This window comes from Amycolatopsis sp. NPDC039088 (assembly GCF_055598845.1).
The window spans coordinates 1-24,676 of sequence record NZ_JBVKAE010000010.1 but is presented as its reverse complement, the minus strand read 5'-3'; the positions used below and the strand labels follow the sequence as shown (position 1 = coordinate 24,676).

Sequence of the window (24,676 nt, the reverse complement as noted above, 5' to 3'; positions counted from 1 at the left end):
GCCGCGCGGACGTCGACGCAGATGGTGTGGAAACCGAGTTCCCGCGCCCGGTGGTACGTGCTGACCGAACCGTCGGCCCCGCCCAGTATCACCAGGCTCCGCCGGGCCGCCGTGTCTTCGGTTTTCTTCACTCCCGCTTGCCTTTCCCCAGGATGGATCCCGGCTTCCGCCGAGGTGTAGAGCAGGTCGTCCTCGTCGACCGGGAAGTTGGCCTCCCTGATGTAGAACTGCCTCGGCCGCGGCTGACCCGCACCGACCACGACCAGGTAGCGGACGCTCAGCGAAAGGACCGTCAGCACCACGGAGAACAAGGCGAACATCAGCGCCGAGGTGATGTTCCGGCCGAGCAGGCCGAACGCGGTCACGAGCCCCGCCAGTCCCGCGATCCCGGCGGTCGTCAGCGCGGTCGCCGACGCCGCCGTCGTCAGGCGCCGGGTGAAACCGACGAAGAGTTCGATGGCGTGCGAGGACAGGAAACCGAAGCCCACTTTGGACTCTCCGCGTTCCCGTGCGCGGTGTGCCACCGGGACGGTCGTGTAGCGACTGGTCAGCCTCGGCACGGTGGCGAGGAAGTACGGGGTGCCCAGCCGGAGATCGACGATCTTGCGGGCCAGCTCGGTGCGGACCAGGCGGAAGGCCGTCGCACCCGGTGGGATCTCGATGCGCAGCACACGGCGTCCGAGGAAATGAAAGGCCGCGGTACCCCACCGTCTCAGTAAAGGATCTTGCCTATTGGTGCGGACACCGAAAACGGCGTCGTTGCCCTCCTCGGCGGCGGTGATCAATTTCCCGGCCTCGGAGGCCGGGAACTGCTGGTCGGCGTCGATATGCAGGAGCCACGGTTTCCCCGCGTACCGGTAACCCGCGGAAAAGGCAGCTTCGAAGCCGAAGTTCCGGGTGAAGGACACATACCGCACACGAGGGTCGGTGTGCGCGAGGCCGCGGATGACCTCCAGCGTCCCGTCGGTACTCCCATCGTCCACATAGAGCAGTTCGAGGGGGAGATTTCCCAACTCGGCGACGATCTCCCGGTAGGAGGGCTCGACGTTGTCGACTTCGTTGAAGCACGGAACGACTACGGTGAGTCCACTTTGCACCGGGCCGGAGATCGACCGGCTCATCTGCCCGGCCCCAGCGGTGAGTGCGCTATTGTGTGCACAGCGTCACTCGTGGTGATTTCACGGTTCATGCGTCCCCTTGGCCCCAGGCGGCCGGCAGATCGTGCCGGCTCGAAAGTTCCCGGTGTTATAGGCAGATTCACTTTGTTCTCGCCAGGGTGTGCGGAAAGTTGCTCCTTTCAGCTCAGTCGAAAAGGAGGGAATTCCGTAGCGAGTCGGACGAACCAGGCATGATCTGTTCCCAATCCACCCCACATGACGCATGATTCCGCGCCATGTGGAAGTTGGGGGTGAGTGCTGCCTGGCGGGCGGCCTATCGGCGTTCCGTGCGGTCGGCCTTCGCGACGGTGCCGTTCTACCGGGAGCGCTGGGCACTCGACGGCAGAACGGATCCCGTGCTGGTACCCGGTCGCACCGGAACGGATTCCGGTGCGGCGCCGCTGGCCGAGGCGGTGCACAAGATCATCGATCTCGTGCCGCTCGCCGGTGGCACGCAACGGGTCGAGCCGAGCCGGGGTCTGGGTCCCGTGCTGCGCAAGGCACGTTCGGTGACCGGGGACGCACTGGTCGTCGTGCTCGGTGACGACGGGACGCGGCCGTCGGTGGACCTGCCGCGCGGAGTCCGTTGCTGTGTGGTGGATCCCGACGTCCCGGCGCCGGGTGTGCTCGCGGAACTGTCCGCCGCGCTGCGCCGCGGGCAACGTGTGCTCGCGATCGGTGACGACAAGCAACTGGCCGTCTTCGCCGCGGCACTGCCCGAAGACCGTGCGTACCGGGTCGAATCCGTACCGCGACGGGAACTGGACACAATGGACACCGGTCCGTACGGCGTGCTCCACGATCCGGCGCTGGGTTACCTGGGCGCGATCGAAGAATGCGGTCGCTGGCACCTCGACTGGCCCCGCGTCTACGCCCGGTCCACCACGGGCGGTCTGGCGTTCACCTTGCTGCGTCAGGATTCCCCGCGGTTCGTGGACGTGCTCCCGGCGGGCGGCGTCCGTGGTGAGATCGCGCCGTGCCCGCGACACGGCACCCCGGTCGTGCTCACGTGAAGATCGGCTTCCACGATCCCCGCACCGATCCCGTTCCCGTCGGCTGGCCGGAGTTCTTCCACGCCGCGCGCCTGCATCCGGTATGGGACTACGAGGTGATGGGTCTCGACGCCTGGACCGCGCGGAACCCGCCGATGCTGGCCACCGTCACGGACGACGCCGGGATCGTCGCGGCGTTTTCGGTGCTGGTGTGCCGTCCACGGCTGCGATACCGCTTCGCACCGACGCCGGGGCATCGGCTGCTGCGGCCGTTCTGGGCCGAGGTCTGCCAACCGTGGCTGAGCGGCTACCCGGGGTTCGCGTTCGCGCCGGGGATCGGTGACGCCGAACGGCGTCCGCTGATCCGGGCCTTCGAACGGTCACTGCGCCGCCGTCTCGGTCCCGGTCTGCTCGGGGTCCTGTACCGGGCGTTGGGTCGCGACTTCGCGGAGGACCTCCAAGGGCCGGGGCGGCTGGTGAAGGTGGTCGATTCGGTCGCGGTGCTGGAAAACCGCTTCGCCTCCGAAGACGAATGGATCGCGTCGCTGCCGAAGTCGCGACGTGGTGGGCTGCGGAGGCTGCGGCGCAGACTGGCCGCCGATCAGGGCGTGGTGGTCGTGGGTGGCGCAGGCCGGGAAGACCTCGACAGCGCCGAGGTCGCGACCCTCATCCAAGGACATCGTGAGCGGCACGGGAAGCTCCCGCTCGACACCAGGACACCGCCGTCCGCGGCGTTCCTGCACCGGTTTCTCCGGCGGCCGGACGTGCACACGCTGACCTACACCGGCGCCGACGGCAGGCTGCTCGCGGTGAACACCCTGCTCGAGCATCCGGACAGCCCGGCGAAACAGCATTGGGGCACCTTGCCGGTGGATGAAGGCGGGCGCCAGGGTCTGCTGTTCGACTCCTACATCCACGCCATGCGCTACGCCACGCGGCGGGGGGTCAAGGAACTCACCGCCGGACGCGGACTGCCCGAACTCAAGGCCACGCTGGGCTTCCGGGCGCGCCCGGTGTACTCCGCGGCCGTGCCGAGACCGGTACTGGGATGGTGACGATGAAGGTGACGGAACGGAGCACCGCGTTCGAGGCCGAGGTGGTCGATCCGAGGAGCGCGGCCGAACCCACCGGCTGGCGGGAATTCCTGCATCGCGCGAGGTTGTCGCCGGTCTGGGACTACGAGGTCCTGCGCCGGGAAGCCTGGCTGGCGAAGAACCCGGCGGTACTCGCGGTGCTCCGCAGAGGTGAGCAGGTCGTCGGCGCGTTCACCGTGATGGTGTGCCGGAGCTGGCGGGCGGACGACTTCGCGCCGCTGTCCGTCCTCGGTGGACGGTTCCGCCCACGCTGGGCGGAGGCCTACCTCTGGCAGCTCAGCGGCCATCCCGCGGTGGTGCTCGACGAGCGGCTGGACGAGACCGAGCGGCGGGAAGCGGTCCGCCGGTTCGAACGGGCACTGTGCGCTCACCTCGGGCCCGGGCTGCTGGGTGTGATCTACCGCGCGATGACCCCGGAGCTCCTCCCGGCACTGGACGGCCGCGGCCGGATGTCCCGGGAGATCGACCCGGTCGCCGTGCTGGCCAACGACTATTCCACAGTGGACGAATGGGAACGGACACTCGGCGACGAGGTCCGGAAGACGCTGCGCGACCTGAGCGAAGACGGGGATTTCCGCACCGAGGCGGCCTCCGCCCGGCAGGACCTGGACTGCCACGAACTCGCCGTGCTGCTCAACGCCCACCGCGCCAGGCAGGACGAACGGGCCTGGGCCGAGGGGCAGCGGTCGCGGTTCGGCGGGCTGCACATGGACACCCGGAGCCCGATCGCGCCGTCCTATCTGGACGCACTCGTGCGCCGCCCGGACGTCGTCACTCGCACCTACCGTGACGGATCCGGACGCTTGCTGGGATTCGGCACGCTGTTCGACACGTACGGCGAATGCGTGCTGCACCAGTGGGCCGCGCTTCCGGGCGCGGACGGTGGCCGGAAAGGGCTCTATGTCGACTTCTACGCCAGGGGAGTGGAGCACATGATCACGCACGAGCGCCGCGAACTGACCGCCGGCCGGGCGATGCTGGCGAACAAGACCGCACTCGGCTTCGGCACCAGGTCCCTGGTCTCGGTCGCCGTGCCGAGACCGGCGCTGGGCCGATGACCTGGGAAGTGCGGGTACTCGACCCGCGAACCGATCCCGAACCCGAAGGCTGGGCCACGTTCCTCGCCGTCCAGCAGGCGCCGGTCCCGTGGGACTACGGGTTGCTGCGGGTGGAATCGCGGTTCTCCCGCAGCCCCGACGTCCTGACCGTGATCAGCGACGGGGGAGAGATCGTCGCCGCTGTGCTGGCGATGCTGTGTTCCCCGCGGGCTTCGGAGCGGCCTGCTGCGGTACGCAGTGCTGCGCGGTGGGGACCGCGCTGGATCGAAGTCCAGCACGCGTGGCTTTCCGGATATCCGCCGTGGTTGTTCGCGGACGGGGTCGCCGCCGCCGACCGGCGGGAGATCATGCGCCGGTTCGAACAGGCCGTCTGCCGCTTCACCGGGCCAGGCTGCCTCGGCGTCGTTTACCGCACTGTGGAGCCGGAAGCGCTCGACATGCTGTCCGGACGGGGCAGAAAGGTTCTCGACACGATGCCGACATCGGTACTGGAGAACCGGTTCGTCGACGTCGAAGGGTGGCTGGCGTCCCTGCGCCGGAGCAGGCGGCTGAGCCTGCGCGGCCAGTCGAAGAAGGTCGCCGCCGACCCGGACGTGCTCGTCCGCGGCGAGCCCGCCCGCACCGACCTCGACGCCCGGGAACTGGCCACCCTGCTGCGGAGGCATCGCGAGCGGATGGGACCGGTGAAGTTCGACCGGCGCGGTCCGGTCACCGCCGAATACTTCGCCGAACTCGTGCGCAGGCCGGATGTGATCACCACGACCTACCACGACGCCGACGGCAGGCTGCTCGCGTTCGGCATCGTGCTCGATCATCCCGTGGCGCCCTTTCACCAGCATTGGGCCGCGGTGGCGCCGGAGGAGGGACGGCCGAAGCACCTCTACTTCGACGCCGTCGTCCGGAATGTGCGCTACATGATCGAGGGCAACCGGAAGTCCCTGTCGATGGGACGGGGGCTGACCGACCTGAAGGCCACGCTCGGTTTCCAGCCGGTGGGGCTGCAGGGGGTCGTCGCGCCGAGGCCGGTGACCCGATGGTGATCGAGGTGCTCGACCCCCGGCGGGATCCGGAGCCCGCGTACTGGAAAACGTTGCGGGCCAAGGCCGGTCTGCGCGCGGACTGGAGCTGGGAGGTGCTCACCACCCAGGCGTGGGCGGCGCGGACCGCGCAGCCGGTCACGGTTCTGCTCGAAGACGGGGAACCGCGTGGCGTGGTCAGTTCCGCCTGGGTCACCGGACGCACCCGGCGACACCGGTTCGCCCGCCCGGTCGGGCGCGGACGGCTCGGCGGGCTCGATGTCCGCGCCCCCGGTTCGGGAGCGATGCCGGGCTGGTGGTTCGACGGTGAGGACGACGATGGCGGCGTCGGCAGGCTGCTGGACACCTTCGTCCCGGCCATGCGCTCCGAGCTGGGCCTGGGACTGCGGGCGCTGCTGGTCCGGCAGATCGGCGAGTCCGGAGTGGACAGTGTCCGTGGCAGGCTGAAGACGGTACGCCGGACCGAGGACGTCGCCGTCCTCGACGTCACGTCGTTCTCGGGCCGGGACGACTGGGTGAACTCGCTGGCCAAGAAACGCAAGTACAACCTGCGCAAGATCTTCCGCACCTTCGACGCCGACCCTTCGATCGAAGCGCGGGTCATGCCCGGCGTCGACGCCGATCCGGTCGAGATCGCGGAATTGCTGCGGCACAACGAAGCCAAACACCACGACGTGCCGATCGTGCCGCTCCCGGCGTTCGTGGGCTACTGGAGCGCCTTGCTGCGGCAGCCCGACGTGCACCTCATCTGCTACCGCGAGACCGCCACAGGCCGGGTGGTCGCCATGACGACCCTTCTCGATCACCCGACCCTGCCGATCGTCCGCAACTGGGCCGCGCTCCCGCCGGAGCTGGGCGGACGCACCAACCTGTATTTCCACTTCTACGGCGAAGTGGTGCGCTGGGCGTTGGAGACCGGGCGGCCACAGGTGATGTTCGGCAAGAAGATGTCCGAGACGAAGGCGTCACTGGGAGCGCATCTGGTGCCGCAGTACGCGGCCGCGGTCGCGCTGCTCTGACCGGCTCTTGTCTGTCCATAAGGGACACGTTTCGAGACCGCAGCCACCGATTTGGGGAACTTGCGCGGCTTCGCGAGGATCGCATCCGACGGTAGCGAAAGCCTCCTTCATTACCGTCAGGGTAGGCAAGGAGGCCTTCGCTACCAGAAGAACGCGTACACAGGAGCGACACCGGCCCCACGCCAGGACGCATTTGACTTTCCCCTCAATAACCCTCATTGGCACTCGCGACCTCCCGCAGAACCGTGCATAGAGACATCAATCAGACACGCAAGCGCGCGGAGTTATCCCTTGTGGACACTGAAGCTCGGGCGGGTGGCCGGGTTGGTCGTGAGTGGCGATTCGTGTTCTATTTGAGGGGTAAGGCAAACATGGCGTGCCCCGGCGTGGGTCCGGACCGGCTGGCGGGAGTGGGGACGGCGACTGGTCTGTCCACAAAGGACCCTATTTGCACGGGTAAGTGTCCAACTTGGGCGGTATGCGTGGCTCCCCTTCGAAACCGTAAATATAGGCATCAATCGGACATGAAGTCGTCCAATGGTGTCCCCTGTGGACAGTCAAGGAGGCCCCACTGTCTCAGTGGGGAGTCCTTGATTGCGACCAGTCCGCGAAGGTCTACTTCGCTACCTTCAGGGTAGGGAAGGGGACCTTCACGTCAGCGAGGCGATCACGCCATGTTTGCCTTACCTCTCAATAACCCGAATCGCCACTCACGAGGCCGCGCAGGAACAGGTCGATGGCGAACTCGAAGCGCTCCTGTGCGGTTTCCGCGCTGAAGTACTCGCCCGAAGCGAGCAGGTTCGGGAAGGTGCCCGGCGGGAATGACGTCATGTAGTCGACCATCCGTTTGCCGCGTTCCTCCTGCTCCGCCAGGTTGATGTCGCCGTGCTGCCAGCCATCGCCTTCGTAGGCGAAAGCCTTGGTGTAGAGCCATAACGCGTCGGCGGCGAACAATGCCCGCCTGAGGTCGAGGCCGCCCGCGCGCAGCACCGCGAGCAGGGCTTCGGCCTGCTGCAAGGAGTTCGCGCCGACAGGGACCGCGATGGCCCACGCGATCTTGGCGATCCCGGGGAACGACGTCAGCGCGCGCACGTTCCCGCGCAGCAGCTCCTTCGCCTGCTCGACCCATCGGTCGGGGTCGGGTTCGGGGATCGGGCCGAAGTCGAGGACGTGGTCGACCATCAGCTCGTGGAGCTCTTCCTTGTTCGCGACGTGGGCGTAAAGCGACGCCGGGCCGGTCTCCAGCGCCTGTGCCACGCGCCGCATGCTCACCGCCTCCAGTCCCTCGGCGGCGAGGAGGTCCAGTGCCGTCTTCACCACGAGCTCCTGGGATAGCACTGGTTTCTCGGCGCGACGCCGGGGCCTGCTCACTTCGTTCGCCTCCTGATCCGGGGTATGGCGGAAACCCTACTTGACGCGAACGTCGTTCGTCTGTAGAACGGTGTTCGTAACACGAACGGTGTTCGCCAACTGGAGGAGATCATGACCGAATCCCGTACCGAAGTCCTGGCCGTGCTGGGCAAGCTCGCCGAAGCGTGGAACGAAGGTGACGCGGTCGCGTACGCGCAGTGGTTCACCGAAGACGCCGATTACGTGACGTTCTTCGGGATGAACATGCCGGGCCGCGCGGTCATCGAAAGCGCGCACCGAGCCCTGTTCGAGGGGCCGCTCAAGGGCTCGAAGCTGGTCGACGGCGGCAGTGAACCCAAGGTCCGGTTCATCCGGCCGGATGTCGCGATCGTCGTGGCGGGCGGCGGGTCGTCGCTGGCGGGTGGCACGCCCGAACCGGGCCGGGAATCGACGCTGACGTATGTGCTCGTCAAGGAGTCCGGCGGCTGGCGCGTCGCGTCCTTCCAGAACACGCGAGTGAGCGATCCGGCCGCGAGGGCGTCGTGAGACTCCTGGTCGAAGTGGTAGGCGTGGTGCCCGCGCCTGCCGACGCGGTCTTCGCCCGGCTCACGGACCATCTTCAGGCGCAGCCGTACAACCCCGGTTTCGAGCTAGACGCGGGACGGCGGTTCACCGCGCAGCAGGGCGATTGGTGGTATCGCGGCGAATACACCGTCGAGGATGATCCGGCCGGTGCGCGGGTAACCCATCGGGTGTACAACGTCGCTTCGCACGGGGGGTGGGCGGTTTCGCTGGCCAAACGGTTCGGCGGATTCGGCGGGCAAGTCCGGGAGGGCTTCGATCGGATGCTGGTCGACCTGGCCCGCCCCGACGCAGAAGGGCGTACGCTCGGTTAGGTTCACCTAACCTGAGGAAAGGAATCCTGGATGGCCGAGGCGAGGAAGCCGGTGTCGGCGACCCGGTTACGGGTGCTGCGCACCGAGCGGATCACCCCGCATATGGTCCGGATCGTGGCGGGGGGCGAAGGGATCGCCTCGTTCCAGCCCAATGATTTCACCGACGCCTATGTCAAGGTGCACTTCCGGGTTCCGGGCGTCACCTATCCCGAGCCGTTCGACCTGGCACGGGTTCGCGAAGAGCTGCCTCGCGAGCAATGGCCGCGGATGCGGTCCTACACCGTCCGCGCCTTCGACCCGGACCACGGCGAACTGGTGCTCGACTTCGTCCACCACGGCGACGAAGGCGTCGCCGGTCCGTGGGCCGCCGCCGCGAAACCCGGGGACGAACTGCTGATCTCCGGTCCCGGCGGGGCGTACCGGCCGGGCGACGAGGCCGACTGGCATCTGCTCGCCGGGGACGAGAGCGCCCTGCCGGCGATCGCCGCGTCACTCGAGGCGATGCCGGCGGGGGTTCCCGTGCACGCGGTCATCCTGGTGGAGGACGCCGCCGAAGAGCAGGCGCTGACCACCAAGGCCGACGCGCACATCACCTGGCTGCACCGGAGCCGGGGCGACGAGGTGGCGGCCGCCGTCCGCGCCCTCGACTGGCGTGACGGTGTCGTGCAGGCGTTCGTCCACGGCGAGGCCGGGTTCGTCCGCGACCTGCGGCGTCATCTGCTCGACGACCGGGGAATGCGGCGAGACCTGCTCTCGATCTCCGGATACTGGCGGATCGGGAAGACCGACGAGGCGTGGCGACTGGAGAAACAGGCCGAGCGGAACGCGTAGCCTCGGTCACATGATCGAGCTGAAGGTGGACGTCGACCCGGCCGAGGTGGGTTTCGACGAGGAGCGACTGCGGCGGATCGACAAGCACTTCGACGGGTACCTGGAACGGAACCTGCTTCCCGGGTACCTGGCGGTGGTGACCAGGAACGGGAAGGTCGCGCATCTGGCGTCGAACGGGCTGCGTGACATCGAGACGGGGCTGCCGGTCGAGACGGACACGATCTGGCGCGTCTATTCGATGACGAAGCCGGTCACTTCGGTCGCCGCGATGATGCTCGTCGAAGAGGGCCGCATCGACCTCACCGACCCGATCTCGCGGTGGCTGCCGGAGTTCGCGGAGCCGAAGGTCTTCACGAAGGGCTCGTCCGTCCGCATGGCGACCGAGCCCGCGACCGAGCCGATCCGGCTCTGGCATCTGCTCACCCACACCGCGGGCCTGACCTACGGCTTCCACCGCACGCATCCGGTCGACGCGATCTACCGCGAGGCCGGATTCGACTGGGGCATGGCACCGGGGCTCGACCTCGCCGGGGTCTCCGAAGCGATCGCGCGGCTGCCGTTGCTGTTCCAGCCCGGTTCGGAATGGAACTATTCGGTCGCGACGGACATCCTCGGCAGGCTCGTCGAAGTCGTCTCCGGCCAGTCCCTCGAGACCTTCTTCGCCGAACGGATCTTCACGCCGCTCGGTATGCACGAGACAGGCTTCCAGGCCGATTCCGGCGTCCTCGACAGGCTCGCCGCCCTCTACGTGCCCCACCCGAAGACCAAGGCCCCCTTCCGGCACGACGAGATGGGCGCCGTCGGCCGGGTCGCGCCCACCTGTTTGTCGGGTGGCGGCGGTCTGGTCTCGACGGCGGGCGACTACCACCGCTTCACACAGATGTTGCTGCGCGGCGGCGAACTCGACGGCGCCCGGCTGCTCAGCCCGCGCACGGTGCAGATCATGGCGAGCAACCATCTGCCGGGCGGTGTCGACCTGGAGACCTACGGGCGGCCCGCGTTCTCCGAGGCGCCGTACCACGGTTTCGGCTTCGGACTGGGCTTTTCCGTGCTCGACGACCCGGTGAAGGCCAAAACCCTTGCCAGCGCGGGAGAATTCGCCTGGGGTGGCGCGGCCAGTACCGCCTTCTGGGTCGATCCGGACGAGGACATCACGGTGCTGTTCTTCACGCAGCTGCTGCCGTCGTCGTCCTATCCGATCCGCGTCGAACTGCGCAACCTGGTGTATCAAGCGCTCGTCGGCTAGGGGGTCGCGAGTCCGGAGAGATGGGGGGCGTGCCCCTCCATGTTCAACGTATAGCGCACTGGGGGTCTTGCGGCAAGACCCCGGTGGTGCCGCAGAATCCTCGGCCGTAGCAAGAACAGGCCGAACAGGAGCGAAGACTTGACGGACGTCGATGTGATCATCGTGGGCGCCGGCCCGACCGGGCTGATGCTGGCCGCGGAACTGCGGCTGGCAGGCGTGCGCCCGCTGGTGCTGGAACGGCGGCCGGAACAGGGGAAGACACCGAAGGCCCACGGCCTCAGCGGGCAGATCCTGGACCTGCTGCACCACCGCGGCCTGCTGGACCGGGTGCGGGGTCTCGTCACCGATCCCGTCCCGGCCGACCGGTTCCCGTTCGGTGGGGTGCACGTCGACCTCACCCGGTTCGAGGAGCCGCCGCTGAAGGCGCTGTCGGTGCGCCAGCAGCTGCTGGAGGGGTTGCTGGCGGAGCACGCCACCGGCCTCGGTGCGGAGCTTCGCCGCGGGCACGAGGTCGTCGGCGTGAGCCAGGACGACGAGTCGGTGACCGCCGAGGTGCGCGGTCCCGACGGGACCTACCAGGTGACCGCTCCGTATCTGGTGGGCTGCGACGGCGGCCGCAGCCCGATCCGCTCGATGGCCGGGATCGCGTTCCCCGGCACCACCTATCCCGAGGTCAACCGGATCGGGCAGGTCAGCGTCCCGGATGGACTGACCGTGCACGACAATGGCGACATCGAGACGCCGGAACTGGGCCGGATCAAGGCGGGTTTCACCCGCACCGACGCCGGTGTGTTCGCGCTCGGCTCGCTCACCCCGGGGATCCTGTTCATCCAGACCACCGAGGACGATCCCGGCGAGGTCGACGACGACGTGCCGATGACGCTGGCCGAACTCGGGGACAGCATCCGCCGTGTGCTCGGCGGGGACGTCCCGCTGGGCGACCCGGTCCGCCTCTCGCGCTACCAGTTCTCCGCCCGCCAGGCCGAGCGCTACCGCGAGGGACGGATCCTGCTGGCGGGCGACGCGGCCCACCTGTTGCCTTCCACCGGCACGGCGATCAACGTCGGCATGTCCGACTCGGTCAACCTCGCCTGGAAGCTGGCCGCCGAGATCCAGGGCAGGGCAACGGAAGGGCTGCTCGACAGCTACCACGCCGAACGGCACGCCGCGGGTACCCGAGCGTTGCTGCAATCCCGGGCGCAGGTCGCGCTGCGGCGCGGGCACGATGAAGCCGCCGAGGCGTTGCGGGCGGTCTTCCAGGAGCTTCTGGACGACGAGCAGGCCGCGCGACGGCTGGCCTCCCACGTCGCCGGGACCGACACGCGCTACCCGATGCCGGGTTCCGGGCACGCGCTCGCCGGCACGTTCGTTCCGGACCTCGCGCTGGAGACCGATCAAGGCGCGACGAGCGTCGCCGAGCTGATGCGTGACGCGCGGCCGGTTCTGCTCGACCTCGCCGACCGGCCGGAGCTTCGCGAACTCGCCGCGGAGGCCGGTGTCGACGTCCGCACCGCCAAGGCCGAGGACCGGCCCGCCGACGTCCTGCTGATCCGCCCCGACGGCTACGTCGCCTGGGCGGGCGAGACCGACGCCGAGGGCCTGCGCGAAGCCCTAGCCGCCTGGTTCGCGGGCTGATCCCAGGCATTCGTCCTCTGAATGCGGTAGTTGCGCATGCAAGGAACGCATTCAGAGGACGAAACGCGGATGTTAGCGGCCGATGACCTCGGCGCCGTACCGCTTCAGGGTTTCCTCCCGCTGATCGTGCATGAGATACAGCGCGAACTGGTCGACCCCGAGCGAAGCCAGCTCCTCCAGCCGTTCCACATGGGCCGAAGACGGCCCGAGCAGGCAGAACCGGTCCACGATCTCGTCCGGGACGAAGTCGGTCGACGGATTGCCCGCCCGCCCGTGGTGCGCGTAGTCGTAACCCTGGCGCTCACGGATGTAGTCGGTCAGTTCCCGGGGCACCGGCCCGGAATCGCCATAGCGCGCCACGAGATCCGCGACGTGGTTTCCGACCATCCCGCCGAACCACCGCAGCTGTTCGCGCTGGTGCGCCAGATCGTCGCCGACATATGCCGGCGACGCGAGGCAGATGGTGATCCCGCCCGGATCCCGCCCCGCCGCACGGGCCGCCTCGCGCACGGCGCCGATGGTCCACCGGGCGATCGCGGGATCGGCGCACTGGAGGATGAAGCCGTCGGCGTGTTCACCGACCGTCTTGAGTGCCTTGGGTCCGTATCCGGCCATCCACATCTCAAGCCTGCCGTTGCGGATCCACGGGATCTGCACCGGCTTGTCCCGCAACAGGACCTCGCGCCCTTCGGCGAGTTCCTTGACCACGTGCATGCAGTCGCGCACGGTGGCCAAAGTGGACGGTGGCATGCCGACGACGCGGTGCGCCGAGTCGCCCCGGCCGATGCCGCACACCGTCCGGTTGCCGTACATGTCGTTGAGCGTGGCGAAGGTCGACGCCATCACCGACCAGTCCCGGGTGGCCGGGCTGGTCACCATCGGGCCCACGATCATCGACGACGTCGCCGCGAGGATCTGCGAGTAGATGACGAACGGTTCCTGCCACAGCACGCAGGAGTCGAACGTCCAGCCGTAGCGGAAACCCTGATCCTCGGCGGCCTTCATCAGCCGCACCAGTTCGCGCGCGGGCGGGTCGGTCTGCAGCACTATCCCGAAGTCCACGGCGCCCACCTCAGTTCAGATACTGGTTCAGGTCGCGCGAGAGGAATTTCCCGTGCGTCGTACTTCCCGAGAACCCGGACGGCGACACCACCACGCGGCCCCGTGACAGCACCGTCTCGACCTTGCCGGTGATCTCCAGCCCTTCGTAGGCCGAGTAGTCCACGTTCATGTGGTGCGTCTCGACCGAAAGGGTCTGTTTCGCCGTGGGGTCGTAGACGACGATGTCCGCGTCCGAACCCGCCGCGATGACCCCCTTGCGCGGGTAGAGCCCGAACATCCGCGCCGGAGTGGTCGAGCAGGTCTCGACCCAGCGGCCGAGGGTGAGCTCGCCCGCCACCACGCCTTGGTGCAGCAGGTCCATCCGGTGCTCGACGCCGGGGATCCCGTTGGGGATCGCGCGGAAGTCGCCGCGGCCGAGTTCCTTCTGGTCCTTGAAACAGAACGGGCAATGATCGGTCGACACCACCGAAAGGTCGTTGGTGCGCAGCCCGCGCCACAGGTCCGCCTGATGCGACTTCTCGCGCAGCGGGGGAGAAGCGACGTACTTCGCGCCCTCGAAGTCCGGTTTGGCCAAGTCCTCGATGGACAGATAGAGATACTGCGGACACGTCTCCGCGAAGACGTTCTGCCCGTCGTTACGCGCTTCCGCGACCGCCGCCAGTGCCTGCGACGCCGAGAGATGCACGATGTACAGCGGTGCCCCGGTCACCTTGGCCAGCTGGATCGCGCGCGAGGTCGCCTCGCCCTCCAGCTCCGGCGGCCGGGTGAGCCCGTGCTGCACCGGGTCGATCTTCCCGGCGGCGAACGCCTGCGCGGCCAGCTGGTCGATCGCGATGCCGTTTTCGGCGTGCATCATGATCGTGGCGCCGATCTCGCGCGCCTTCTGCATGGCCAGCAGGATCTCGCCGTCGGTGGAGTAGAACACCCCCGGGTACGCCATGAACATCTTGAAGCTGCCGACCCCGCCGTCGACGCAGGCCTGCATCTCCTTCAGCGACGAATCGTTGACGTCGGAGACGATCATGTGGAAGCCGTAGTCGATGGCGCAGTTCCCGTCGGCCTTCTCATGCCACTTGTCCATAGTGGACAGCAGTGACGTGCCCTTGGCCTGTACGGCGAAGTCGATGATCGTGGTCGTCCCGCCCCACGCCGCCGCCGTCGTCCCGGTGCCGAAGGAATCGACGGAATGCGTTCCACCGAACGGCATCTCCATATGGGTGTGTGCGTCGATCCCGCCGGGCAGCACGTACTTCCCGGTGGCGTCGATGGTCTCGTCGGCGGGCCCCAGCGTGCCGGGGGCGCCGACGGCCGCGATCGTCTCGCCGTCGACGAGGACGTCCGCCGCCGACGCGCCCGCCGTGGACAGCACCTGCCCGCCCTTGATGAGGGTGGTCATCACGCCTCCGCGAGGGGTCCGTAGCTGTCGGGACGCCGGTCTCGGTAGAAGGCCCACAGATCCCGTACTTCGGCGAGTAGCCCCATGTCGAGGTCGCGGACGACGATCTCCTCTTCGGTGTCGGACGCGGCTTCGCCGACCAGCTGGCCTCGCGGGTCCGCGAAATAGGTCTGTCCGTAGAAGTCGTTGTCGCCCAAGGGTTCCACGCCGACCCGGTTGATCGTGCCGACGAAGTACTCGTTCGCCACCGCGGCGGCGGGCTGCTCCAGCCGCCACAGGTACTCCGAAAGCCCACGGCTGGTCGCCGACGGGTTGAACACGATCTTCGCCCCGGCCAGTCCCAGCGCGCGCCAGCCCTCGGGGAAGTGCCGCTCGTAACAGATGTAGACGCCGATGCGGCCGACGGCGGTGTCGAACACCGGGTATCCCATGTTCCCGGGCCGGAAGTAGAACTTCTCCCAGAATCCCTTCACCTGCGGGATGTGGTTCTTGCGGTGCTTGCCGAGGTAGGTCCCGTCGGCGTCGATCACCGCGGCGGTGTTGTAGTACACGCCCGGCTGCTCGACCTCGTACATCGGGACGACGAGGACGACGCCGTGGCGTTCGGCCACCTCCTGCATGAGCTTCGTCGTCGGCCCGTCGGGAATGCCCTCGGTGTAGGAGTAGTAGTCGGTGTCCTGCACCTGGCAGAAATACGGGCCGTAGAACAACTCCTGCAGGCAGACCACCTGCGCGCCCTGCGAAGCGGCCTTCCCGATCGCTTCGACGGCGTTGGCGATCATGGACTCCTTGTCACCCGTCCACCGCTGCTGGATCAATCCGGCTCGGACCAGGTCGCTCACTTGCTTCCTCCTCTGGATAGGCGGTGCGGTTGCGCTCGGGCAGGGCCAGCAGCAGGTAGACGACGAAGGCGCCCGCCAGTCCGACGACCCAGTTGTAGTCGTAGAGCGGTTTCAGCAACGGGATCAGCCCGTCGGCGGGGAACGGCCCGCCGTACGCGCCGCCGACCGCGAGCACGGCGCCGACCAGCGTCGCGACCAGCGCGCGCCAGTTCCAGCCGCCGTTGAACCAGTAGACGCCGCGTTCGGTGTAGAGGTCCCGCAGGTTGAGGTGTGTCCGGTTGACCACCCAGTAGCCGGCGACGAGCACTCCGGCGACCGCGCCGAGCAGGCCGCCGTAGAAACCGAGCCAGGCGAAGATGTAGATATTCGGGTCGGAGTAGAGCCGCCACGGCTGGATGACGATGCCGATGATGCCGGTGATCAGCCCGCCGACGGCGAAGGTGATCTTCTTCGGGAACGCGTTGGAGAAGTCGTAGGACGGGCTGACCACGTTGGCCGCGAGGTTGGCCGACACGGTCGCCAGCACCAGCGCGATCAGCGCGATCACGACCACGAGCGGGGAGTCGAACCGGTCGGCCAGTTTCGCCGGGTCCCAGATCTGCTCGCCGTAGAGGACACTGCCGCCGGACGTGGTCAGGATCGCCACGATCGCGATGAAGGTCATCGTGGTCGGCAGGCCGAGGATCTGGCCGCGGACCTGCTTGCCCTGGCTGCCGCCGAAGCGGGTGAAGTCCGGCATGTTGAGCGAAAGCGTCGACCAGAACGCGATCATCGCCATCAGCGACGGCGCGAACACCTTCCAGAAGTCGGGCCCCCAGCCGAGTTTCCCGGGTTCGGACAGGATGGGGCCGAGCCCGCCCGCCTTGACCAGCACGTAGCCGAGCAGGATCAGGAAGCCGACCGAGACCAGCGGTGCCGTCCAGTTCTCGAACTTCCGCACCGCCTCGATCCCGCGCCAGATGATGAGCATCTGGAACAGCCAGAACAGCCCGAACGAAAGCCACAGCGTCCAGTGCTGCCCGAGGACGACGGTGGAGTCCTTCCAGCCGGAGCCCGCCAGCCGCCCGACGATGATGTAGACGGCCTCGCCGCCGACCCAGGTCTGGATGCCGAACCAGCCGCACGCGATGAACGCCCGCAGCAAGGCCGCCAGATTCGCGCCGCGCATCCCGAAGAAGGCGCGGGCGAACACCGGGAACGGGATGCCGTACTTCGTCCCGGCGTGGCTGTTGAGCAGCATCGGGGCGAGCACGATCAGGTTGCCGATGATGATCGTCATCAGGGCTTGGACCCAGTCCATGCCGAGCGCGATCAAGGACGCGGCGAGCGCGTACGAGGGGATGTTGTGCGCCATCCCCATCCACAACGCGAAGTAGTTGTAGGTGGTCCAGGTCCGTTTCTCCACCGGGACCGGGGCGAGCTCTTCGTTGTAGAAGCGGCTGTCCTTCAAGGACTCGACCTCGCCGAGTTCTACCCGGCCATCAGGATGCACGAGCTGGGTTCCGCGTGCCGTCGGCTCCATTGCGGAATCGTGCTCGCCCGCGCGGCGGAGGTGGGACTGGCAGACTGTTCACTGTTGGTGGCGTCGAAACGCAGACTGTCGATTGCGTTCGAGCGCCCCTGATGCATGACCTGCGTCACACACACGGACGTCTCAATCCGGCAATCCGGCCGAAACATCTCCACAGGATCTCCACAGCTCACCCGAACGGTCTCCACGGCCGCTGCTTACAGTCATCCCCATGGAACTGGGAGGACGCCGGGTGCTGGTCGTCGAGGACGACGTGACCATCGCCGAAAGCATCGCCGCGCGGCTGCGCGCGGAGGGATTCTCGGTGGAGCTGGCGCACGACGGCCCGACCGGTGTCGAGGTGGACGCCGCGCGGGAGCCGGACCTGGTGGTGCTGGACGTGATGCTGCCGGGATTCGACGGGCTGGAGGTCTGCCGCCGGATCCAGGCCCGCCGTCCGGTCCCGGTGCTGATGCTGACCGCCCGATCGGATGAGACGGACATGCTGATCGGCCTCGGCGTCGGTGCGGACGACTACCTCACCAAACCGTTCTCCATGCGGGTGCTCTCGGCGAGGGTGCACGCGCTGCTGCGCCGCGTCGACCGGTCCGTCAGGGCCGACCTGAGCGAAGCGGGCACGAAGATCGTGCTCGGCGACCTCGAGATCGACGTCGAACAGCGGCGGGTCACCCGGGCGGGTACGACCGCGCAGCTGACGCCGATCGAGTTCGACCTGCTCGTCCACTTCGCGAAGCGGCCGAGGGCGGTGCAACCGCGGGAACGGTTGCTGAGTGAGGTCTGGGACTGGGACGTCGCCGGCACCGGTTCGGGCACCCGCGCGGTCGACAGTCACATCAAGGCGTTGCGCCGCAAACTGGGTGCGGATCTCATCCGCACCGTGCACGGCGTCGGCTACGCCCTGGAGGTGGGATCGTGAACCCGCGCCCGCTCGTGGGCCGGATCGTCGACGCGCTGCCGAGACCGCTCGACCCGGTCCGCTCCATCAAACTCAAGCTCGCGATCCTGCTGGTGTCCTCCGGCGGCATCGCGTTCGCGTTCTTCAACTGGCAGATCGGCTGGCTGCCACCGAAGACGACCATGGCCGCGATGGTGCTCGCCGTGGTCACCTCGCAGATCCTCGCGCACGGGATGACCCGGCCGCTGCGGGAGATGACCGCCGCCGCCCGCGCGATGGCCAAGGGCGACTACACCCGCCGGGTGCGGGCGACCGCGCGGGACGAGGTCGGCGAGCTGGCGCACGCCTTCAACCAGATGGCGGCCGACCTCGAAGTCGCCGACCAGCGGCGGCGCGAGCTCATCGCGAACGTCTCCCACGAACTCCGCACCCCGATCACCGCGCTGAACGGGGTGCTGGAGAACCTCGTCGACGGGGTCGCCAAACCCGATCCGGCGACGCTGAAGACCGCGCTGCAGCAGACCGAACGCCTCGGCAGGCTGGTTTCCGAACTGCTGGACCTCTCCCGGATCGACGCCGGGGCGTTTCCGTTGCAGCTGGAGGAGTTCGACCTCGAACTGCTCCTGGAGGAGGTCGCCGCCGAGGCCGGGGTGACCGCGGCCGCGACCGGCCGGGGCGTGCGGTTCGCCGTCGACGTCCAGCCGCCCGGCGCGATGGCCGTCGCCGACCGGGGCAGGCTCTACCAGGTCGTGGTGAACCTGCTCGACAACGCCGTCCGGCACGGACCCTCCGGTGGCGAGGTCCGGGTGCGGGCGGAGGCGCGCGACGCCGACGTCGTCATCGAGGTCGAGGACGAGGGCCCCGGGATCCCGCCGGGGGAGCGGGATAGCGTGTTCGAACGGTTCACCCGCGGTGAGCGGGCAGGCGGCGGGGGCACCGGCCTCGGACTCGCGATCGCCCGGTGGGTGGTCGATCTCCACGACGGCAGCATCGCCGTCGTCAGCCCCGAAGAACGGCAGGGCTGTGTCATCCGCGTCGTGATCCCCGTTCCGTAACCATTCGCCGCTTTCTTTCGGCGGCTCTGCGCACTCACCTGTATGTGCTTTCGCAAACTGGAGGATTCGATGAGCGAAGACCAAGAAGATCGGCAGGCGCACGCGTCGCCTCCGTCGGCGGCGACGAGCACGATGAAGCCGACCATGCCTGACGGGGTCTTGCCGCCCAAACCCATGCCCGCGGCGCCGCAGGTACCGGTGCTGATGCGGCCCCGGGTGCCGCCCAAGTCCGCGATCGTCCCGCTTCCCGGCTCGGTGCTGCCCGCGGCGGCCGCGGCGGGCCTGATCGCCGCCGTCGCGCTGCCGGACGATCCCGGAGTCGGCTGGTTTGTGGCCGGGCTCGCCTTCGCCGTGGCCGTCTACTTCGCGGACAGGCGGGCCCGCGGTGCCGCCGAGCCGCATTTTGGCCTGGTGAACGCGTTGTGGGCGCTGGCCGCGCTCGGCCTGCTCGCGGTGGGCGTGTTCCGCGCGTCGGCGTGGCTGAACGTGTTGTGCGTACTGGCCGCCTGCGTCGCGGGATCTCTCGCGGTGGTCGGCAAGCGCACGGTGAACACCATCGTCTACGACGTCTTCGCGGTGCCGATCGAAGCACTGCTCGCGATCCCGTGGATCGGGCGCGGGCTCAAGAAGGTCACCGAGAAGCCGGAAAGCCGCGCGAGGCCACGGTTCCTGGTGCCGGTGCTGGCGAGTGCCGTACTGCTGCTGGTGTTCGTCCCGCTGCTGCGCGGTGCCGACGCCGCGTTCGCGAACGTCGTCGACGCGGTGATCCCCGAGCTGAACCCGGAAACCTTCGTGCGCTGGGGTTTCCTCTTCGGCGTCGGCGCGTTCGCCGTCATCGGCGCGTGTTACCTGCTCGCGGCGCCGCCGCTGCCCGCCGAGGACGACGCGCCGCACAAACGGCTGGCGCACCGGCTCGAATGGGCCCTGCCGCTGGGGGTACTGGTGCTGCTGTTCGCGAGCTTCGTCGCGGTTCGCCTGGTCGTGTTGTTCGGTGGCACCGAGTACGTCCTGCGCACGAGTGGCCTGACCGCGGCCGAATACGCCAGGAGCGGGTTCTGGCAGCTGTCCGCCATCACCGTGCTGACCCTGCTGCTGGTCGCGGCGGCACTGCGGTGGGCCCCGAAGTCCTCGAGGCCCGATCGGGCCTGGCAGCGCGGGCTGCTCGGCGCGCTGAGTGTGCTCAGCCTGGTGCTGGTCGCGTCCGCGTTGAGTCGCATGTGGACATACCAGCAGGCATACGGGTTCACCGTGCTGCGGCTGCTGGTCGAGGTCTGCGAACTCTGGATCGGGCTGATCTTCGCGCTGATCCTGGTTTCCCTGATCCCGCTGCGCTCGGCGTGGCTGCCGCGCGCGGCCATCGGTGCCGCCGTCGTGGCCCTGCTGGGGCTGGCCGTGCTGGATCCGGAGCGGTTCATCGCCGAGCGCAACATCGACCGCATCGCGGCGGGCAAAACCCTCGATACCCGTTACCTGTCGGGGTTTTCCGCCGACGTCGTACCCGCGGCGGATCGGCTTCCGGAGCCCCTTCGCTCCTGTGTGCTCGGACCGGTCGTGATGGGAATCTCGGAAGATGATTGGCGCGGATGGAACCTGAGCCGGGCCCGCGCGCGTCAGACCCCCGTCGCCACCGCGGACGGGGAGAGGTGTCCTTATCCGGCCCGTCGCTGAGCCGTGGCACCACGGCCTTGATCGCCCTCTTGGGGGTGAGGGCGATCAAGGCGGTGGTGATCGGCGGCGACCGCCGGGCCACCGAGGGGGAGGCCCGGCGGTCACCTGTCCTTTACCGGTCAGAAGGTGAAGACGCCGTCAGAGTCGGCGTCGGCGACACAGGGGTTCGGGTAGGACGTGCGGAAGGTGACCGGTTCACCGCGCCATTTGCCGACCGCGGAGACGTCCACCGGCGAGTATTCCAAGGTGCAGGCGCGCGGTTCCCCGCGTAGCCTGTCGAACTTTCCGTCCACTTTGGACAGGCTGGCGCAGGCTTTGCCGCGACTCGGGTGTGAGCCGCCGGTGGGCTGGCAGGTGAGCGAAACGGAGCCGATCCGGCCGTTGGAGTGATGGCTGGTCAGCTGGAACGTGGAGTCGGCGGGCTGCACCGGGGCCAGACAGGCCAGCGCGAGCATGCAGGTGCCGATCGGTTCGAAGAAAGCCATATCAACCCTATCGGCTGACGTGACCCGGTGACTGTGTTCCTCGCTTGGGTGAGATTTGCTCACCCGGTCGTGTGGTCGTCGTCTTCTCGGATGTCGTGGGCGAGCAAGGCGACGTAGAGGGAGAGCATCGATTCCGGCTCCTCCAGCCGTACGCCGAGCACCTGCTCGATCCTGGCCAGCTGCTGGTAGTAGGCGGTGCGGGAGGTGTGCGCCGCGGCCGCGGCCGCCGATTTGTTGCCCCCGTGTTCGCAGTAATGCCGCAGTGCCTGCACCAGCCTGCTGCCCTGCGCCGCGTCCCGGCTCAGCAGCGGGCCCAGTTCCCGCGCGGCGAACGCGGTGATCCGTTCGTCGCCCGCCAGCAGATGCAGCAGTCCGCGCAACCGGACGTCGTCGAGCCGGTGGACCACCCGCTCGGCGTTCTCACCGATCGCCGCCGCGGCGACTTGAGCGGCTTCGACGAGCGTCCGGCGTGCCTCGGCGGGCCCGGTGCCCGTCGTGCCCACCGCGACCACGGCGGGCGCGCTGGAGCGGGCCTCGTGGACGTCGGTGGCCAGCCGTCGCAGGACCGCGTCGACCCCCGCCTCCGGGGAAAGCGCGATCAGCGCGCGCACCAAGGTGTCGTCGGCGGCCACCAGCGCGGACACCTTGGCCCGCCGCGCGGCGAGCGCGGTCGCCTCGGCGAGTTCCCTCAGCAGCACCGGGGTCGACTGCGCGGTACTGGTGGTCGCGGTGATCCGGGGCCGCACGGCGACCCCGACCAGCAGGCGTCCCGTCAGCGGGACACCCAGCGCGGAGGCGCGCGCGGTGAGTTCGGCAGGCGGCACCGGGTTCGCCAGCAGTTCGGTCAGGATCGCGCGGTGCGCCTGGCGTTCCAGACCGTCGGTGTCCTTGGCGACCAGCCGGTGGACGGCGAGCGCGGACGCGGCGCGTTCGGCGACCACGACATGCCGTCGCGGCGGCGGATCCCCGCAGACCACGATCAGCCGTCCCCAGTCGTGCCCGCGCGCGCCGACCACGGTGACCAGCCAGCCCGCGCCGGTGTGGAAGCCGGTCCGCTCGCCGACCTGCACCGGCCGCGACCGCGACGGCCAGCCGGGCAGCAGCTCACCCGGGTCGGTGCCCGCCGTGTCGTAGGCGAGGACCTCGTGCGACAGGGTCTCCAGCACGACGGGATGCTCGGTGAGTCTCGCGACTTCGCGGAGGATCTCGCCGGGCTCGGCTCCGGCGACGGTCAGCGCGGTGAAGGTCTCGTGGACCCGTTCCGCCGCGCGGAGTTCGTCGACCTGGGCGTCCACGATCAGCCCGTTCACCGCCTCGGTGACCGACACGAAGCGCGTCTCCCGGGAAAGCGTGATCAGCGGGACCCCGTGGTGGTCCGCGGCCTCGACCAGCGCGGACGGCAGCTTGTCACTCCAATGACGGACCAGTTCGACGACCACCCCGGCCACCCCGACCCCGGCCAGCTCGGCGACGTACCTCGCGAGCGCGGCGCCGTCGTCGGGCAGCGCGACCCCGGTGGTGAGCACGAGTTCCCCGCCCCGCAGCAACGGGGCGATGTCCGCGACCTCGGCGACGTGCGCCCAGCGGACCGGCGCGTCCAGCCCCGCCGCCCCCGCCACCACATGGGGCCTGCCCTGACGCAGCACCGGCAGCGCGAGCACCTCGGCGACGGTCGGGTACATCGGCCTCCCACCTGGTCGGAACGCAGAGACAGACTGTACGGCCGGGACCGTGAGTCCGTACACGTTGCCGATGGCGTCGGTGTGGCGCGCGCACCCAGACTCGACCGGGAGCAGGCATCCGGCGACCAGGAGGGCGGCACCCGTGACCGACCGCATCAACCACTGGATAGAGGGCAAACCGTTCGAAGGCGTGAGCGGACGATCCGGTGACGTGTTCGATCCGGCCACCGGTCAGGTGCGGGCGAAGGTCGCCTTCGCGGCGCAGGACGACGTCGACGCCGCGGTCGCGGCCGCGTCCCGGGCGCTCCCGGGCTGGCGCGGGACGTCGCTGGCCGGGCGGACGCGGGTACTGTTCGCCTTCCGTGAGCTGCTGTCGGCGCGGCGTGACGAGCTGGCCAAGATCGTCACCAGCGAGCACGGCAAGGTCGAATCCGACGCGGCCGGTGAGATCGCGCGCGCCATCGAGAACGTCGAGTTCGCCTGTGGCGCGGCGCAACTGCTCAAGGGCGGCTTCAGCGAGAACGCCTCCACCGGTGTCGATGTCTACTCGATCGCGCAGCCGCTGGGCGTTGTCGGCGTGATCTCGCCGTTCAACTTCCCGGCCATGGTCCCGCTGTGGTTCGTGCCCAACGCGCTGGCCTGCGGCAACACCGTCGTGCTCAAGCCGAGCGAGAAAGACCCGTCCGCGGCCGTGTTCATCGCGGAACTGTTCGCCGAGGCCGGTCTGCCCGACGGCGTCCTCAACGTCCTGCACGGCGACAAGGTCGCTGTCGACGGGTTGCTGGAACACCACGATGTCAAGGCGATCTCGTTCGTCGGGTCGACGCCGATCGCGAAGTACGTCTACGAAACCGGGACCAGGCACGGGAAACGCGTGCAGGCGCTCGGCGGGGCGAAGAACCACATGGTCGTCCTCCCCGACGCCGACCTCGATCTCGCCGCCGACGCGGCCGTCTCCGCCGGCTTCGGCTCGGCGGGGGAGCGGTGCATGGCGGTGTCGGTCGTGGTCGCGGTCGACCCGGTCGGCGACGAACTGGTCGCGAAGATCGCCGAGCGGATCACGCGGCTGCGCGTCGGCGACGGCAGGCGGCCGACGTCGGAGATGGGACCGCTCGTCACCGCCGCGCACCACGAACGTGTCGAGTCCTATGTGGAAGCGGGGGTCGAAGCCGGCGCCCGGCTCGTCGTCGACGGACGGGGCGTCGAGGTCGACGGGGAGGACGGTGGGTTCTGGCTCGGCCCGACCCTGTTCGACCACGTGACGCCGGAGATGTCGGTCTACACCGACGAGATCTTCGGGCCGGTGCTCGCGGTCGCGCGCGCCGAGGGGTACGACGCGGCGCTGGAGCTGGTGAACGCCAACGCCTACGGAAACGGCACCGCGATCTTCACCAACGACGGGCGGGCCGCGCGGCGGTTCCAGAACGAGGTCGAGGTCGGGATGGTCGGGGTGAACGTGCCGATCCCGGTGCCTGTCGGCTACTACTCGTTCGGCGGCTGGAAGGACTCGCTGTTCGGCGACACCCACGCCTACGGGCCGGAGGGCTTCCACTTCTTCACGCGGACGAAGGTGGTCACCTCACGCTGGCCCGATCCTTCCCAGGGCGGCGTGAATCTCGGCTTCCCGCGCAACAGCTGACGGCGGTCCGGCTCGTGAGTGGTGATGACGGCTCTGGCCAACGGTGTTTTGGTTACCTACGGCGGGTGAGCTGGGTAGCGCTGGTCCGTGAGGGACTCCTTGAGGG

The 24,676-nt window shown here is 68.7% G+C and carries 21 protein-coding genes and 1 pseudogene; 14 read left to right on the top strand and 8 right to left on the bottom strand.

Going from position 1 to position 24,676, the window contains the following annotated elements; translation table 11 throughout:
- Positions 1 to 164: 164 nt before the first annotated feature.
- A pseudogene (locus tag ACZ7KI_RS14925) lies at positions 165 to 1,121 on the bottom strand (glycosyltransferase family 2 protein); the annotation flags it as partial.
- 323 nt (positions 1,122 to 1,444) lie between these two features.
- Here ACZ7KI_RS14925 and ACZ7KI_RS14920 point away from each other — a divergent pair.
- Genes ACZ7KI_RS14920 through ACZ7KI_RS14900 form a run of 5 tightly spaced genes read left to right on the top strand, consistent with a single transcriptional unit; the run spans position 1,445 to position 6,357 of the window.
- A complete protein-coding gene (locus ACZ7KI_RS14920; protein WP_470273865.1) occupies positions 1,445 to 2,170 on the top strand; it encodes a hypothetical protein in 726 nt (241 codons plus the stop codon).
- Positions 2,167 to 3,204 (top strand): GNAT family N-acetyltransferase, encoded by a 1,038-nt coding sequence (locus ACZ7KI_RS14915; protein ID WP_470273690.1) that lies wholly within the window; start codon positions 2,167 to 2,169, stop codon positions 3,202 to 3,204. Before ACZ7KI_RS14920 ends, ACZ7KI_RS14915 begins: the two co-directional genes overlap by 4 nt.
- On the top strand, positions 3,198 to 4,301 hold the full coding sequence (locus ACZ7KI_RS14910; RefSeq protein ID WP_470273689.1) for a hypothetical protein: 1,104 nt from the start codon (positions 3,198 to 3,200) through the stop codon (positions 4,299 to 4,301). Before ACZ7KI_RS14915 ends, ACZ7KI_RS14910 begins: the two co-directional genes overlap by 7 nt.
- Complete coding sequence (locus tag ACZ7KI_RS14905) at positions 4,298 to 5,341, top strand: GNAT family N-acetyltransferase (protein ID WP_470273688.1); 1,044 nt, start codon at positions 4,298 to 4,300, stop codon at positions 5,339 to 5,341. The genes ACZ7KI_RS14910 and ACZ7KI_RS14905 overlap by 4 nt, the downstream gene beginning before the upstream one ends.
- Positions 5,335 to 6,357, top strand: a complete 1,023-nt coding sequence (locus ACZ7KI_RS14900; protein ID WP_470273687.1) for a GNAT family N-acetyltransferase — start codon at positions 5,335 to 5,337, stop codon at positions 6,355 to 6,357. Before ACZ7KI_RS14905 ends, ACZ7KI_RS14900 begins: the two co-directional genes overlap by 7 nt.
- A gap of 690 nt (positions 6,358 to 7,047) precedes the next feature.
- On the opposite strand, the gene ACZ7KI_RS14895 is transcribed toward ACZ7KI_RS14900, so the two are convergent.
- On the bottom strand, positions 7,048 to 7,728 hold the full coding sequence (locus tag ACZ7KI_RS14895; protein WP_470273686.1) for a TetR/AcrR family transcriptional regulator: 681 nt from the start codon (positions 7,726 to 7,728) through the stop codon (positions 7,048 to 7,050).
- A 111-nt stretch (positions 7,729 to 7,839) separates the two neighbouring features.
- On the opposite strand from ACZ7KI_RS14895, the gene ACZ7KI_RS14890 reads away from it, so the two are divergent.
- The 5 genes from ACZ7KI_RS14890 to ACZ7KI_RS14870 all read left to right on the top strand — a co-directional run bounded on the left by ACZ7KI_RS14890 (position 7,840) and on the right by ACZ7KI_RS14870 (position 12,315).
- Positions 7,840 to 8,253 (top strand): SgcJ/EcaC family oxidoreductase, encoded by a 414-nt coding sequence (locus tag ACZ7KI_RS14890; protein ID WP_470273685.1) that lies wholly within the window; start codon positions 7,840 to 7,842, stop codon positions 8,251 to 8,253.
- On the top strand, positions 8,250 to 8,603 hold the full coding sequence (locus ACZ7KI_RS14885) for a hypothetical protein (RefSeq protein ID WP_470273684.1): 354 nt from the start codon (positions 8,250 to 8,252) through the stop codon (positions 8,601 to 8,603). The genes ACZ7KI_RS14890 and ACZ7KI_RS14885 overlap by 4 nt, the downstream gene beginning before the upstream one ends.
- A gap of 30 nt (positions 8,604 to 8,633) precedes the next feature.
- Complete coding sequence (locus tag ACZ7KI_RS14880) at positions 8,634 to 9,434, top strand: siderophore-interacting protein (protein WP_470273683.1); 801 nt, start codon at positions 8,634 to 8,636, stop codon at positions 9,432 to 9,434.
- 10 nt (positions 9,435 to 9,444) lie between these two features.
- Positions 9,445 to 10,680 carry a serine hydrolase domain-containing protein gene (locus ACZ7KI_RS14875; protein ID WP_470273682.1) on the top strand — a complete coding sequence of 412 codons (1,236 nt, stop codon included), beginning with the start codon at positions 9,445 to 9,447 and terminating at the stop codon, positions 10,678 to 10,680.
- Positions 10,681 to 10,818: 138 nt separating this feature from the next.
- Complete coding sequence (locus tag ACZ7KI_RS14870) at positions 10,819 to 12,315, top strand: FAD-dependent monooxygenase (RefSeq protein WP_470273681.1); 1,497 nt, start codon at positions 10,819 to 10,821, stop codon at positions 12,313 to 12,315.
- A 72-nt stretch (positions 12,316 to 12,387) separates the two neighbouring features.
- On the opposite strand, the gene ACZ7KI_RS14865 is transcribed toward ACZ7KI_RS14870, so the two are convergent.
- From ACZ7KI_RS14865 to ACZ7KI_RS14850, 4 genes are read right to left on the bottom strand one after another with little or no spacing between them, the layout of a single operon-like run.
- Entirely contained in the window at positions 12,388 to 13,377 is a 990-nt protein-coding gene (locus ACZ7KI_RS14865; protein WP_470273680.1) for a TIGR03842 family LLM class F420-dependent oxidoreductase, read from the bottom strand.
- Between the two features lie 10 nt (positions 13,378 to 13,387).
- Positions 13,388 to 14,773 carry a dihydropyrimidinase gene (gene hydA / locus ACZ7KI_RS14860; protein WP_470273679.1) on the bottom strand — a complete coding sequence of 462 codons (1,386 nt, stop codon included), beginning with the start codon at positions 14,771 to 14,773 and terminating at the stop codon, positions 13,388 to 13,390.
- Positions 14,773 to 15,615 carry a nitrilase-related carbon-nitrogen hydrolase gene (locus tag ACZ7KI_RS14855; RefSeq protein WP_465463712.1) on the bottom strand — a complete coding sequence of 281 codons (843 nt, stop codon included), beginning with the start codon at positions 15,613 to 15,615 and terminating at the stop codon, positions 14,773 to 14,775. The genes hydA and ACZ7KI_RS14855 overlap by 1 nt, the downstream gene beginning before the upstream one ends.
- Positions 15,566 to 17,137, bottom strand: coding sequence for an NCS1 family nucleobase:cation symporter-1 (locus ACZ7KI_RS14850; protein WP_470273678.1), 1,572 nt, complete (start codon positions 17,135 to 17,137; stop codon positions 15,566 to 15,568). The genes ACZ7KI_RS14855 and ACZ7KI_RS14850 overlap by 50 nt, the downstream gene beginning before the upstream one ends.
- Before the next feature lie 241 nt (positions 17,138 to 17,378).
- On the opposite strand from ACZ7KI_RS14850, the gene ACZ7KI_RS14845 reads away from it, so the two are divergent.
- From ACZ7KI_RS14845 to ACZ7KI_RS14835, 3 genes are all read left to right on the top strand, one after another.
- Positions 17,379 to 18,062 (top strand): response regulator transcription factor, encoded by a 684-nt coding sequence (locus ACZ7KI_RS14845; protein ID WP_470273864.1) that lies wholly within the window; start codon positions 17,379 to 17,381, stop codon positions 18,060 to 18,062.
- Positions 18,059 to 19,096, top strand: a complete 1,038-nt coding sequence (locus tag ACZ7KI_RS14840; protein ID WP_470273677.1) for a HAMP domain-containing sensor histidine kinase — start codon at positions 18,059 to 18,061, stop codon at positions 19,094 to 19,096. The genes ACZ7KI_RS14845 and ACZ7KI_RS14840 overlap by 4 nt, the downstream gene beginning before the upstream one ends.
- A gap of 69 nt (positions 19,097 to 19,165) precedes the next feature.
- On the top strand, positions 19,166 to 20,764 hold the full coding sequence (locus ACZ7KI_RS14835; RefSeq protein WP_470273676.1) for a DUF4153 domain-containing protein: 1,599 nt from the start codon (positions 19,166 to 19,168) through the stop codon (positions 20,762 to 20,764).
- A gap of 119 nt (positions 20,765 to 20,883) precedes the next feature.
- Here the strand turns inward: ACZ7KI_RS14835 and ACZ7KI_RS14830 are convergent, their stop codons facing one another.
- A complete protein-coding gene (locus ACZ7KI_RS14830) occupies positions 20,884 to 21,249 on the bottom strand; it encodes an SSI family serine proteinase inhibitor (protein ID WP_470273675.1) in 366 nt (121 codons plus the stop codon).
- 59 nt (positions 21,250 to 21,308) lie between these two features.
- The gene (locus ACZ7KI_RS14825; protein WP_470273674.1) at positions 21,309 to 22,931 is read right to left on the bottom strand and encodes a PucR family transcriptional regulator; all 1,623 of its coding nucleotides are present in this window, start codon (positions 22,929 to 22,931) and stop codon (positions 21,309 to 21,311) included.
- Between the two features lie 142 nt (positions 22,932 to 23,073).
- On the opposite strand from ACZ7KI_RS14825, the gene ACZ7KI_RS14820 reads away from it, so the two are divergent.
- Positions 23,074 to 24,570, top strand: coding sequence for a CoA-acylating methylmalonate-semialdehyde dehydrogenase (locus ACZ7KI_RS14820; protein WP_470273673.1), 1,497 nt, complete (start codon positions 23,074 to 23,076; stop codon positions 24,568 to 24,570).
- The last annotated feature ends 106 nt before the right edge of the window (positions 24,571 to 24,676 follow it).

Bases quoted from the DNA above. Each gene is read 5' to 3' on its own strand.
- ACZ7KI_RS14830 (WP_470273675.1), bottom strand. From the start codon at position 21,249: ATGGCTTTCTTCGAACCGATCGGCACCTGCATGCTCGCGCTGGCCTGT.
- ACZ7KI_RS14880 (WP_470273683.1), top strand. From the start codon at position 8,634: ATGGCCGAGGCGAGGAAGCCGGTGTCGGCGACCCGGTTACGGGTGCTG.
- ACZ7KI_RS14825 (WP_470273674.1), bottom strand. From the start codon at position 22,931: ATGTACCCGACCGTCGCCGAGGTGCTCGCGCTGCCGGTGCTGCGTCAG.
- ACZ7KI_RS14835 (WP_470273676.1), top strand. From the start codon at position 19,166: ATGAGCGAAGACCAAGAAGATCGGCAGGCGCACGCGTCGCCTCCGTCG.
- ACZ7KI_RS14905 (WP_470273688.1), top strand. From the start codon at position 4,298: ATGACCTGGGAAGTGCGGGTACTCGACCCGCGAACCGATCCCGAACCC.
- hydA (WP_470273679.1), bottom strand. From the start codon at position 14,773: ATGACCACCCTCATCAAGGGCGGGCAGGTGCTGTCCACGGCGGGCGCG.
- ACZ7KI_RS14850 (WP_470273678.1), bottom strand. From the start codon at position 17,137: ATGGAGCCGACGGCACGCGGAACCCAGCTCGTGCATCCTGATGGCCGG.
- ACZ7KI_RS14890 (WP_470273685.1), top strand. From the start codon at position 7,840: ATGACCGAATCCCGTACCGAAGTCCTGGCCGTGCTGGGCAAGCTCGCC.
- ACZ7KI_RS14910 (WP_470273689.1), top strand. From the start codon at position 3,198: ATGGTGACGATGAAGGTGACGGAACGGAGCACCGCGTTCGAGGCCGAG.
- ACZ7KI_RS14875 (WP_470273682.1), top strand. From the start codon at position 9,445: ATGATCGAGCTGAAGGTGGACGTCGACCCGGCCGAGGTGGGTTTCGAC.
- ACZ7KI_RS14900 (WP_470273687.1), top strand. From the start codon at position 5,335: ATGGTGATCGAGGTGCTCGACCCCCGGCGGGATCCGGAGCCCGCGTAC.